The sequence below is a fragment of the Rhizobium lusitanum genome (assembly GCF_014189535.1).
Classification (GTDB): domain Bacteria; phylum Pseudomonadota; class Alphaproteobacteria; order Rhizobiales; family Rhizobiaceae; genus Rhizobium; species Rhizobium lusitanum_C.
This window is the reverse complement of the sequence record NZ_CP050308.1, coordinates 310,715-323,036: the sequence shown is the minus strand read 5'-3', so window position 1 is coordinate 323,036 and position 12,322 is coordinate 310,715. Positions and strand designations below refer to the sequence as shown.

Genomic DNA, 12,322 nt, shown 5'->3' with positions numbered 1-12,322 from the left:
CAGATTGCTGCAGCTACCTAAACGATATCAGACACCAAGCGACTTCAGCTTGCGATGCAGCGCCGAGCGCTCCATGCCGACGAATTCGGCGGTGCGCGAGATATTGCCGCCGAAGCGATTGATCTGCGCGATCAGATAGTCACGCTCGAACATTTCGCGGGCTTCGCGCAGCGGCAGCGTCATGATGTGATAGTCGTTCTTGGCGGAAACCTTCGGCAGCATGTCGCCGAGATCGGTCGGCAGCATCTCCGCCGTGATCGGCGTATCCGGGCCGTCGGTGCGCGCGAGAATCATCAGCCGTTCGATGTTGTTGCGCAGCTGGCGGATATTGCCCGGCCAATCATGGGCCTGCAGCACAGCCATGGCATCGTCGCCGATCCGGCGCGAACGAATGCCGGCCTGCTCTGAAATCTGCCGCATCAACTGGTCGACGAGGAAAGGAATGTCCTCACGCCGCTCGGCGAGCGCCGGCACGCGCACGGGCACCACGGCAAGCCGATGATAGAGATCCTCGCGGAACAGGCTTTCGGCAATCCGGCTCTCGAGATTGTAGGCTGTGGACGAAATGATACGCACATCGACCTTGACCCGCTTGGAGCCGCCGACACGCTCGAACTGCTGATCCACCAGCACGCGCAGGATCTTGTTCTGCGTCTCACGCGGCATTTCGCCGACTTCATCGAGATAGAGGATGCCGCGATGCGACTCCTCTAGCGCGCCGATCTTGCGCGGCTGGCCGGGCGAGCCTTCCGTGCCGAACAGGGCGACTTCCATTCGCTCGGGCGTAATCGTCGCGGCATTCAGGGCAACAAAAGGCCCGTTGGAGCGCGCCGACTTCTTGTGAATCATGCGCGCCACAAGCTCTTTACCGGAACCGGACGGGCCGAAAATCATCACGCGGCTATTGGTCGGAGCAACCTTGTCGATGGTCTGGCGAAGCTGGGAGACGGCAACCGAGGTGCCGATCAGCTCGATGGCATCGCCGGTGCGGCGCTTCAGTTCCGAAACCTCGCGCTTCAGCTTGGAGTTCTCCAAGGCTCGCTCGGCAATCAGGATCAGCCGGTCGGCCTTGAACGGCTTCTCGATGAAATCGAAGGCACCGCGCTTGATGGCGGAGACGGCGGTTTCGACGTTGCCGTGGCCGGAGATCATCACGACCGGCAGGTCCGGATGACGCACCTTGATCTCGTCCAGCAGCGCGAGCCCGTCGAGCTTGCTGCCCTGCATCCAGATATCAAGGAAGATCAGCCGGGGCGCCCGATCGGAGATCGCCGCGAGCGCGCTGTCGCTGTCATGGGCCGTGCGGGTCTCATGCCCCTCATCCGAAAGAATTCCCGAAACGATTTCGCGAATGTCTTCCTCGTCGTCCACCACGAGAATATCAGATGCCATAAACGCTTTCCTTATCACTTGCTGTCTGGGCGACGATGGCTTGCTCACGGCGCGGCAGATGCACGCGGATCATGGCCCCCCTGCCCTGGTCGAAATCGGCGGGTGCATCGTGCAGTTCGAGCTGCCCGCCATGGTCTTCAATGATCTTCTTGACGATCGCGAGCCCAAGGCCCGTGCCCTTCTCGCGCATCGTCATATAGGGCTCGAGAATGCTGTGCCGGTTCTCCACCGGCAGGCCACGGCCGTTGTCGACGATATCGACAGTAAAGCGGTCGCGCTCTGTATCCAACGACGCGCGCACGAGGATTTTCGGCTCCTCTCGGGCCTCATCGCTCGGCACGCCATCGATCGCTTCGACAGCATTCTTGATGAGATTTCCGAAGGCCTGGCCGAGCATACGCGTGTCGAACATGCCTTCCAGCCGCTCGTCGCCGAGCTCGCGCTCGAACTTGACATGGCTGTTGCCCATTTCGCGCAGGAACACGGCGTCGCGCAGGATATCGCGCAGGTCGCTTGGCTCCATCGTCGGTTTCGGCATGCGGGCGAAAGAGGAGAATTCATCGACCATGCGGCCGATGTCGCCGACCTGGCGGATGATCGTGTCGGTGCATTGATCGAAAACAGGACGATCCACTTCGGCGATATTCTTGCCGAAACGGCGGCGAATACGCTCCGCTGAAAGCTGGATCGGCGTCAGCGGGTTCTTGATCTCATGGGCGATACGGCGGGCGACGTCAGCCCAAGCGGTCGAGCGCTGTGCGATGACGAGATCGGTGATGTCATCGAGCGTGATGACGTAGGATTCGTTCGTATCGCGGGTTTCCTCGCGCGTCACCTGGACACTCAGCGTACGCACCGTGCCTCCGCGCACGAGGCTGATCTGCTTGCGGAAATCGTTGCGATGCCGCGACGTGGCCTCCGTGACGACTTGCTCGACCTCCGGGGCAATCTCGGCCAGGTTCTTGCCGACGAGTTCGTCGCTCTTCAAGGACAGAAGCTCTTCAGCCGACGTGTTGGCGATGGTGATCCGGCGGTCGTGCTCAACGCCAATAACGGCGGCTGTCACGCCGGAAAGCACCGCTTCGATGAAGCGGCGGCGGTCGTCCACCTCGTCCTTGGCTTCAAGGATCTCGTCGCGCTGGGTGCGGATCTCAGAAATCATCTTGTTGAAGGTGCGCGACAGGCTACCGACGTCACCATCGGCGGCGCGCACCGGCACCAGCACGTTCATATTGCCGGAAGCGACGTTGTCGGCGGCGCTGATCAGCAACCGGATCGGCCGAACGATACGGTCGGCCACCGCGATGGCGGTCCAGATCGCAGCCAGAAGCACGATCAAGGCAAAACCGATATAAAGCACGGCAAAGGCGATCTGCAGGGACATGCGTCCCTGTTCCATCGCCTTGTACTCGGCCGTGTTGTCTTCCACCATGCGCATCGCATTCATGACGCGCGGATCGACGGCCCGAACTGTATAGAGGAAGGCACCGGGAAGATCGTCAAGCTTGATGATCGCGCCGACGAGGTTGGTAACGCCGGGCGGGATGAGCGTCGGCTGGCCATCTGCGGAGGCTTCGAGCGCGTCCTTGGGGATTGCCGGCAGCGGACGCTCTGTCTTGATATCGGCCTGGACAATCGCCACGCCGTCCCGGCGCACCAGGAAGGCGCCGAGCAGGCCGCGACCCTTGGCTTGCCTCGTCATCAGATCGGCGAAACCGGTGCGATCGAGGCTGTAGAGCGAGCGGTTGCGTTCCAGGTCGTTCGCCATGGATACGGTCTGGCCCTGCAAATAGCTGGCATTCTCCATCAGATAGGCCTGCGCGACGTTCTGCGAGGAACTGATGATCTGCTGCGTGCGCAATGCGAACCAACGATCGAGGCCGACATTCAGCGTCAGGCTGGCGACAATGGCCACAAGGATCGCGGGCGTGATCGCCACGATTGAAAAGAGAACGACAATGCGGATGTGCAAGCGCGCGGCGGCGCGGCCCCGGCTGCGTGCCTTTATAAGGCGCCCGACTTCACGCCCGATCAGGGCCATCAGCCCCAAAACGAAAAGGCCGTTGATCACGACGGAGGTAAAGACAACCGAGGATGTGGGGGCAATGGGGGTCAGCCCCAGAAGCACCAGAAGGGTGGCAATCGCGCACGACAATGCCCCACCGGCCAGGATCAGGCCAGGAAGAGCGAAGGACGCACGACGGTCCGTCACCTTGACAACCGCCTCGTCGCTTGCCTCCGACGACACCGCGTCCTGCTTCATTCCCAATATCTCCAGGCACAGGCGATGGTCGGCGCCTTGGCCTAATTGCAATCAGCGCTGTTTTGGCGGCAGAGCACAGCAGTCAAAGGCGGCATCGCCACCCGGTTTCGTGTCAACGCGAAACCCCTACTCAAAATTATTGATACAACGGCCTGAAACTTCTGAACAATCTCTATTCGTACAGGAGTTTTTCCGATGAATCGCTACCGCAAAAACCGCGAACCGGCTGCGTGACCTTTAAGCAACGCATTGTGGCGAAAATGCAACGCAGCGGATCACATTGTCAAGCCGTGCGGGAGCTCCGATAGACGGAAACACCCAGTTCTCTGATCTTTTTGCGCAGCGTATTGCGATTGAGCCCAAGCAGATCGGCAGCCTTGATCTGATTACCACGGGTGGCGGTCAGCGCCGCAAGGATCAGCGGATACTCCATTTCGGTCAACACGCGGTCGTAGAGACCGGGCGGCGGCAAATTCTCGCCAAAGCTGGAGAAATAGCTTCGCATATTCTCCTCGACGGCCTGCGCGATGGTCATGGTACCGGTCCGGACAGGACCTTTCTCGATTGGGCTATCCGGCACATCGGCGCGCAATTCCGAATCGATGATTTCGCGGGTGATGACATCCTGCGGGTAAAGCGCCATCAGACGGCGGATGAGGTTTTCCAGCTCGCGCACGTTGCCCGGCCAGGGATAGGCCTTCATCAACTCCAGCGCTTCCTGGTCGAACCGCTTCGAGCCAAGTCCTTCTTTTTCCGCCTGCGTTATGAAATGGCGGACGAGATCGGGAATATCCTCGGCGCGGTCACGCAGCGGCGGCAGACGCAGCGGCACGACATTGAGGCGGTAATAGAGGTCCTCACGGAACAGGCCCTGGTTGATCGCCTGTTTCAGATCCTTGTTGGTCGCGGCAACGATGCGAACGTCGGTGCGGATCGGCGTGCGGCCACCGACGGTCGTATATTCGCCCTGCTGCAGCACGCGCAGGAGGCGCGTCTGGGCGTCCATCGGCATATCACCGATTTCGTCGAGAAACAGCGTGCCGCCCTCTGCCTGTTCGAAGCGGCCGGTCGAACGCGTCTGCGCGCCGGTGAAAGCGCCCTTCTCGTGGCCGAACAATTCCGATTCGATCAGGTCGCGCGGGATGGCAGCCATGTTAATGGCAACGAAGGGACCGTTGCGGCGCTTGCCGTAGTCGTGCAGCGCGCGGGCGACAAGCTCCTTGCCGGTGCCGGACTCGCCGGTGATCATCAGCGTCAAGTCGGTCTGCATCAGACGCGCCAGCACGCGATAGATTTCCTGCATGGCGGCCGAGCGGCCAACCAGCGGCATGCCGTCCTGCATGTCATCATCGAGCTTGGCAGGCTTGCGCTTGGGCTCAGACAAGGCGCGGCCGATGATGGCGATCAGCTCCGTCAGGTCGAAGGGCTTCGGCAGATAGTCGTAGGCGCCTTTTTCCGAAGCCTTGATTGCCGTCATGAAGGTGTTTTGCGCACTCATAACCAGGACAGGCAGTTCCGGCCGCGCCTTCTTGATGCGCGGCAGAAGGTCGAAGGCGTTTTCGTCCGGCATGACGACGTCGGTTACAACGAGGTCGCCTTCGCCGGCGGAGATCCAACGCCAGAGCGTCGCAGCATTGGATGTAATGCGCACATCGTAACCCGCGCGGCTCAAAGCCTGATTAAGCACGGTACGGATGGCCGCATCGTCGTCGGCGACAAGGATCGTGGCTGTCATCGAGTAGTCCCTGTAGAGTTCGGAAAGGGTGCATCTTCAAGTGTGATGCCTTTGGAGGCCGGCATCAGAACCCGGAAAGTGGTGCGATGGTTCTGGCTGTCGCATTCGACGATGCCGCCATGGTCACCGATGATCTTGGCCACAAGCGCCAGGCCGAGACCGGTTCCGTTCGTCTTGGTGGTGATGAACGGGTCGAAGAGATGCGGCACAAGATCGGAAGGTACGCCGGGGCCGTTATCGATCACGCAGAATTCGAGCGGTAGCGAGATTTTTTCCCGAGTACCGGCGACGGACAGGCGAATCCCCGGGCGATAGGCCGTCGTCAGCATGATCTCGCCATCCGGCTTCTCGCCGATGGCTTCGGCGGCATTCTTCACCAGATTGAGGAAGATCTGCACGAGTTGGTCCCTGTTGGCATAAACGGCCGGCAAGGATGGGTCGTAGTTTTCGCTGAACTTGATGTTGCGTGCAAAGCCAGCCTTGGCGACCGCCTTCACATGATCGAGGACAGAATGGATATTGACCGGCACGCGATCGATCGGGCGCTCGTCTGAAAAGACTTCCATGCGGTCGACCAGCGAAACGATACGGTCGGTCTCATCGCAGATCAGGCGCGTCAGCGCGCGATCGTCGTCCTCCACCGACTGCTCCAGCAATTGGGCAGCGCCGCGAATGCCGGAGAGCGGGTTCTTGATCTCATGCGCCAGCATCGAGGCAAGGCCGGTGACGGAGCGTGCGGCGGCGCGATGCGTCAGCTGCCGGTCGATCTTGTCGGCCATGGAGCGTTCCTGGAAAACGACCACTACGGAGCCTGGCTCGCTCGAAACGGGCGCGACGTAGATATCCACCAGCTTATCCTGGCCGAGGCGCGGAGAGCTCAGATCGACGCGATATTCATTCACCGGCGCGCGGCGTTCGCGCACCTGGTCGATCAGTGCCAGCAACGGGCTGCCAAAGGGAATGAAGGCGGAAATCTCGTAGCGCGCCAGATGCGAGGCGCTGGCGCCGAAGAAGGCCTCGGCCTCCCAATTGGCAAAAGCGATCAGGCCGGCCTCGTTGACCATGACGACCGGATTCTGGATCGCGTTGAGAACGGCCATGGCCACGGCGCCACCCGTATGCTCCGCGCCGCCGGAATTAAATTTCGGGCTCATGCGGCCACCTGCATGCTTCGGGCGAAATCGGACCCGGCCTGTAGCGCCGCATGGAACAAGGCGGCCACTTCTTGGCTATCTTTCGAAGTCATGATTCTTGCCTTTTCAGCGCCAATGGTGGTGGGAGCGTAGCGGTCCAGATACCAGCTGAGATGTTTTCGAGCATGACGAATGCCAACGGCCTCACCGTAGAAATCCAGCATCATCCGATAGTGTTCGAGGGCGATATCAGCAATCTCGCCGCGATCCGGCTCGCGATGACCGGCTAGCACGCCCGCATGCCACGGTCGCCCCTGACAGCCGCGCCCGACCATGACGGCATCGGCGCCGGAACGGCGCAGTATCTCGCTTGCGTCTTCCGGCGTATCGACATCGCCATTGGCAACGAGCGGAATGGCAATGGCCTCGCGCACGGCGCGGATCGCATCCCAATCGGCCCTGCCCTCGTAAAACTGCATGCGGGTACGGCCGTGGATCGTCACAAGCTGGATGCCCGCCTCTTCGGCACGGCGCGCAATATGCGGCGCATTGATGGAATTTTCGTCCCAGCCGAGCCGCATCTTCAGCGTCACGGGGACATTGACCGCCTTGACGGTCGCCTCGATCAGGCCCAGCGCGTGATCCGGATCCCGCATCAGGGCCGAGCCGGAATAACCGCCAATCACTTTCTTGGCGGGACACCCCATGTTGATGTCGATGATATCAGCGCCATTGTCGGCGGCAATCTTAGCGGCTTCCGCCATCCAATGCGCCTCGCGACCGGCCAGCTGCACCATATGCGGCTTCAGGCCAGCGCTCTTCAGACGCGCCCAGGATTCAGGAGTGTCCTGCACCAGTTCACGGCTCGCGACCATCTCGGTCACGACCAGGCCGGCCCCATAGCGCAGAGCCAGCTGCCGGAACGGCAAATCGGTTACACCCGACATCGGCGCGAGGATCACGCGATTGCGGATAGGCACCGGACCAATGGAAAATGAGGCTGCTAGCTCGGACGGAAGCAAATGATTATCTTTCAGGCACACCATGCATCTGCACTATTTTTAGACACTCTTGAAGGGCTTGCCAAGAGGTTTCGGAGAATGCCGATATTTTTTGGGCAAATGCTGGAAAATACCCATTCGAGGCGATAGACCCTGCTGTAGTAAGATCCTGCTTTGGCGATCTTCTTAGCATGATCTTGTCCAAAAAACTGCTTCGCACTTTTTTGGGATCATGCTGGAGTGAGCCTTTCATCCTCGGGGGTTTATGACGCAAATGCACTCAACGCAACCGATGTCGATCGGAATTGTGATCGTTGCTGCCGGGCGCGGTGAGCGGGCGGGAGCGCCCGAAGAAGGCCCGAAGCAGTATCGCGCGATCGGCGGCAGGCCTGTTATTGCGCATACGCTTGAAAAATTCGTGACATGGCAGCAGACAGCGAAAATCGTGATCGTTGTTCACCGCGACGACGAGAAATTGCTGCGCTCTGCGCTGGAAAAGGTTGCCGATTCGTCCGGCCTCGAGGTCGCTTTCGGCGGCGCCACGCGCCAACAATCTGTGCTTGCAGGGCTGCGGCGGCTGGAAAAGACCGGCGTCACCCACGTCATGATCCACGACGCCGTGCGCCCTTTCTTCGATCACGACCTACTTGATCGAGTCGCCGCAGCACTTGCCGCCGGTGCACCCGCCGTACTGCCGGCCATGCCTGTGACGGATACATTGAAACGCGCAGCCACGGATGCACTGGTGACGGAAACTGTGCCTCGTACCGGGCTCTACGCCGCGCAGACCCCGCAGTCCTTCCGGCTGGCCGATATTCTGGCCGCGCATGAAAAAGCGGCTGCCGGTAAAAAGACAGATTTCACCGACGATGCGGCGATTGCCGAATGGAGCGGCCTGCCGGTGACGCTGGTTGCCGGCAGCGCGGATAATGTCAAACTGACGATCAAGAGGGATATCGCTATGGCCGATGAAAAACTTTCCGCCGGCCTGCTGCCGGATGTGCGCACCGGCAATGGCTATGATGTCCACCAACTCGAGCCGGGTGATGGCGTGACGCTCTGCGGCGTCTTCATTCCACATGATCAGACGCTCAAGGGCCATTCCGATGCCGATGTCGCCCTGCATGCCTTGACCGACGCCCTGCTCGCCACCTGCGGCGCCGGCGATATCGGCGACCACTTCCCACCCTCCGATCCGCAATGGAAAGGCGCGCCCTCACGCATCTTCATCGAGCACGCTGCAAAGATCGTCCGCGATCATGGCGGCACGATCATGAATGCCGATGTCTCGCTGATCGCCGAAGCGCCGAAGGTTGGCCCGCACCGCGAGGCCATGCGCGCCAAGCTCTCGGAATTTTTGGGGATTAGCCTCGAGCGCTGCTCGGTGAAGGCGACCACCAACGAACAGATCGGCTTCGTCGGCCGCCGCGAGGGCATTGCGGCCATCGCCACGGCAACGGTTGTTTATCGCGGCGGCAGAGCATGAGCCATTTCCCGGATGATATTCTGGCGCTTGCGCGCGATATCGTCACCGACTTCGCGGCAAAGGGTCTCATGATCGCCACGGCGGAATCCTGCACCGGCGGGCTGATTGCCGGCGCGCTGACGGACATTCCGGGCTCATCGGCGGTCGTCGACCGCGGCTTCGTCACCTATACGAATACGGCGAAGATGGAGATGCTCGGCGTTCAGGAGCAGACGCTTGCTCGGTTCGGCGCCGTTTCGAAAGAGACGGCGCTGCAGATGGTGCATGGCGCCCTCTTCCGCTCGCATGCTGATCTGGCCGTTTCCGTCACCGGCATCGCCGGACCAGGCGGCGGATCGGCGGACAAGCCGGTTGGCCTGGTTCACCTTGCCGCCAAGGTACGAACGGGAGGCCTCATTCATCGCGAGATGCGTTACGGCGATATCGGTCGCGACAAGGTTCGGCTCGCCACGGTGCGGACGGCGCTCGAAATGCTGATCGCGCTGGATCAAACGTAGATCTTGCCTGCCCGCGTCTCGAAGGCATCCGTGAACATGCGGAAGGCGCGGTCGAACATCGAGCCCATCAGGGCGCCGAGAATGCGGCTCTTGAATTCATAATCGATGAAAAAATCGATGACGCTGCCGTTCTCAGCCGGCTGGAAGCGCCAGCGGTTGTCGAGATACTTGAACGGCCCGTCGATATATTTCACGTCGATCGCCCGCTCCGCCTTGTTGAGCAGTACCTGCGTCGTGAAGGTTTCGCGGATCGCCTTGTAGCCGACCGTCATATCGGCAACCAATAAGACTTTACCGTCGCGCTCCTTGCGACTGCGGATCACCAGCCCATCGCAAAGCGGCAGGAATTCCGGATAGCGCTCGACATCGGCGACGAGGTCGAACATCTGGTCAGGTGTGTGCGGGACGGGGCGGTGCGTTTCAAACTGTGGCATGAGCCGCAATTAAGCAGGACGGCCGAGAAGATCAAGAAGCTGACGCATTTCGCCGCGGGATTTTAGCTGGAAAACAGGGACGTCGGGGCCGTGTTGAGCAAGGCCGACCAGCACTTTGGGTGCAAATTTGCGTTCCCAATCCCAAATGTAGCGCAGGAACTCCCAATGGATGCGCTCGGGGCAACCCGGCGCCATGTCTGGACGGGACCGTCCCAACCACCGCACTGCTCTCGAAAGAGCTCCCCACATGCACAACCATCGCGGCATGCGCACCCAAAGAACAAGCTGTGTGCGCGGCAATCTCAGATCAAAGCTTGATGGCGCCGTTCCATCGATCAGCCAGCGCGCCTCCGCAACCTTGGCGGCGATCAGGGCACGCTCCTCCGCCTTATCTCTTTTTTGCCAACCCGGTAGCCAGAAAAACTCGCGATCCATCGAAACATAGGGGAGATCGGGGCGTGCGCAGATCTTCCGCGAAAGGGTCGTCTTCCCACCGCCAGAACACCCCATGACGAGGATGCGGTCTGCGGCCCTGAGACGAACCGCAGCTTCGACTATGCTGCTCAATTCCTTCATATTTCATCTCCCAAAACCAGTCGATTGCAGCACTATGAAGTCTGTTTGCAATTAGCCGGGAGTGACAAGGAGATCAAGAAGCTCACGCATCTGGCGGCGGCTCGTCAATTGAAGGATCGGGACGTTCGAGCCGTGCTCGGCAAGGCCGGCAATGACGCGCGGCGCGAATTTCTCCTCGAAGGTCCAGATGAATTGCAGAAATTCCCAATCGATCTTTTCGGGGCAACCGGGCGCCATTTCAGGGCGCGTGCGGCCGACCCATTTGAGCCACCTCGATATGGCGCCCCAAAGACAAAGCAGGCGTGGCATGCGGACCCAGACGACGATATCGGTGCGCGGCAGGCGAATATCAAAGGTTGATGGATTCGTGCCGTCCATAATCCAGCGCTCCCCAAGGATTTTCTCGGCGATGATATTTCTTTGCTCCGTCTTGCCCCGCTGCTTCCAATCGGGGAGCCAAAGCACATCGCGATCGATAGAGACATAAACAAGGCCGAACTGCTTGGCGATCTTCTGCGACAACGTTGACTTACCGCCACCGGAGCAGCCGACAACGAGAATACGGTCGGCAGTACGAATGAGATTAGCTGCAAGCTCCAAATCATTGATTTCGCTGTGTATGATAGGTAGCGTTATCTGATCCATCACAACCTCTCCATTCCGATTTCCGACTGAATGCGCGCCAGCAATTCATCGCCATCGCGATAAGATCTCAGCGTCAAGACCGGCACATCCCGCCCATGGAGCGCCAGCATTTCCATGAATTGCGGAGCCTCTTCCCTTTCGAAAGTCCAGATGTAACGAAGGAAGGCCCAATCCAGCTGCTCCGGACACCCATCGGCCATCTCCGGTCGCGTTTTACCCCGGAAGCGCAGCCAGCGTCGAAAGACGCCGGATAGTGCAACATGTCGCGGCGGACGGCACCACACCACGAGATCGGTGCGTGGCAAGCGCAGGGGTAGCGTGCCGGGGCTGTTGCCATCGATCACCCAGCGCGGTTCCGCGACCATCTCTTTCATCAGCTTGATGGATTCCTCGCGTGGTCGCAGCCTCCAGCCCGGCAACCAGAAAAAATCACGGTCCATCGACACATAGGTCAGCCCGCGCAACGAGGCTATCGCTTGCGCCAGCGTGCTCTTGCCGGTGCCGGAGCAGCCTATGACAAGGATGCGGTTCGCCTCTTTGATAAGCGCAGTCGCCTCTTCGATATCAATGGCACGGACATGCGCCTGCGGCGCGACGATCTGCTCCACGGTACAGCTCCATAGTCGAATCGAAAGTGCCGGCACCGGCAACAAACGGCGGGCATGTTTCCTAAATCAAACGGATGACGATCATATGGCGAAGCACGCGAAAACCGTGGTAGCATCCCTTAGCCAGATCGAGGAGCAGCGCAATGGCGATGGTGCGGTACATAGTCGAGGATGTCGAAACGGCAGCGGCATTCTATCTGAAGCATTTCGGCTTTACGCTAAAACAACAGTTCGGACCGGCAATGGCGATTCTGACGCGGGACGACCTCACATTGTGGCTTGCAGGCCCGATGGCGTCGGCTTCCCGGCCAATGCCGGATGGCCGCAAACCTGAACCGGGCGGCTGGAACCGGTTCGTGCTTGAGATCCAAGGAGAGTTGCCTGCGCTCGTTTCCACTCTGCGCGAACATGGTGTTCATTTCCGCAACGACATCATAGAGGGACCAGGCGGACGACAAATCCTCTGCGAAGACCCGTCCGGCAACGCGATCGAATTATTCGAACCCAAAAGTTCCTGAGATCTCCGCGCCCTCCTGAGGACGGAGAGACTGT

Annotated in this window: 12 protein-coding genes; 3 read left to right on the top strand and 9 right to left on the bottom strand. The window is 60.2% G+C overall.

What is annotated here, in order from left to right:
* Positions 1–27: 27 nt before the first annotated feature.
* The 5 genes from ntrX to dusB form a co-directional block, all read right to left on the bottom strand.
* Complete coding sequence (gene ntrX, locus HB780_RS15380) at positions 28–1,392, bottom strand: nitrogen assimilation response regulator NtrX (RefSeq protein ID WP_183693190.1); 1,365 nt, start codon at positions 1,390–1,392, stop codon at positions 28–30.
* Complete coding sequence (locus HB780_RS15375) at positions 1,382–3,655, bottom strand: sensor histidine kinase NtrY-like (protein WP_183693188.1); 2,274 nt, start codon at positions 3,653–3,655, stop codon at positions 1,382–1,384. Before HB780_RS15375 ends, ntrX begins: the two co-directional genes overlap by 11 nt.
* A 283-nt stretch (positions 3,656–3,938) precedes the next feature.
* A complete protein-coding gene (gene ntrC, locus HB780_RS15370) occupies positions 3,939–5,390 on the bottom strand; it encodes a nitrogen regulation protein NR(I) (RefSeq protein WP_183693186.1) in 1,452 nt (483 codons plus the stop codon).
* The gene (locus HB780_RS15365) at positions 5,387–6,544 is read right to left on the bottom strand and encodes a two-component system sensor histidine kinase NtrB (protein ID WP_183693184.1); all 1,158 of its coding nucleotides are present in this window, start codon (positions 6,542–6,544) and stop codon (positions 5,387–5,389) included. Before HB780_RS15365 ends, ntrC begins: the two co-directional genes overlap by 4 nt.
* A complete protein-coding gene (gene dusB, locus HB780_RS15360; protein ID WP_183693182.1) occupies positions 6,541–7,569 on the bottom strand; it encodes a tRNA dihydrouridine synthase DusB in 1,029 nt (342 codons plus the stop codon). Before dusB ends, HB780_RS15365 begins: the two co-directional genes overlap by 4 nt.
* Before the next feature lie 220 nt (positions 7,570–7,789).
* On the opposite strand from dusB, the gene HB780_RS15355 reads away from it, so the two are divergent.
* Both HB780_RS15355 and HB780_RS15350 read left to right on the top strand, forming a co-directional pair.
* On the top strand, positions 7,790–9,010 hold the full coding sequence (locus HB780_RS15355; RefSeq protein ID WP_183693180.1) for a bifunctional 2-C-methyl-D-erythritol 4-phosphate cytidylyltransferase/2-C-methyl-D-erythritol 2,4-cyclodiphosphate synthase: 1,221 nt from the start codon (positions 7,790–7,792) through the stop codon (positions 9,008–9,010).
* Positions 9,007–9,507, top strand: a complete 501-nt coding sequence (locus HB780_RS15350) for a CinA family protein (RefSeq protein WP_183693178.1) — start codon at positions 9,007–9,009, stop codon at positions 9,505–9,507. Before HB780_RS15355 ends, HB780_RS15350 begins: the two co-directional genes overlap by 4 nt.
* On the opposite strand, the gene HB780_RS15345 is transcribed toward HB780_RS15350, so the two are convergent.
* From HB780_RS15345 to HB780_RS15330, 4 genes are read right to left on the bottom strand one after another with little or no spacing between them, the layout of a single operon-like run.
* Positions 9,498–9,941, bottom strand: coding sequence for a type II toxin-antitoxin system RatA family toxin (locus HB780_RS15345; protein WP_183693176.1), 444 nt, complete (start codon positions 9,939–9,941; stop codon positions 9,498–9,500). The genes HB780_RS15350 and HB780_RS15345 overlap by 10 nt on opposite strands.
* 9 nt (positions 9,942–9,950) lie before the next feature.
* Entirely contained in the window at positions 9,951–10,517 is a 567-nt protein-coding gene (locus tag HB780_RS15340) for a P-loop NTPase family protein (protein WP_183693175.1), read from the bottom strand.
* A 51-nt stretch (positions 10,518–10,568) separates the two neighbouring features.
* The gene (locus tag HB780_RS15335) at positions 10,569–11,162 is read right to left on the bottom strand and encodes a P-loop NTPase family protein (RefSeq protein WP_183693173.1); all 594 of its coding nucleotides are present in this window, start codon (positions 11,160–11,162) and stop codon (positions 10,569–10,571) included.
* Entirely contained in the window at positions 11,162–11,770 is a 609-nt protein-coding gene (locus HB780_RS15330; RefSeq protein WP_183693171.1) for a P-loop NTPase family protein, read from the bottom strand. Before HB780_RS15330 ends, HB780_RS15335 begins: the two co-directional genes overlap by 1 nt.
* A 143-nt stretch (positions 11,771–11,913) precedes the next feature.
* Between HB780_RS15330 and HB780_RS15325 the strand changes: the two genes are divergently transcribed.
* Positions 11,914–12,288, top strand: coding sequence for a VOC family protein (locus HB780_RS15325; protein WP_183693169.1), 375 nt, complete (start codon positions 11,914–11,916; stop codon positions 12,286–12,288).
* The last annotated feature ends 34 nt before the right edge of the window (positions 12,289–12,322 follow it).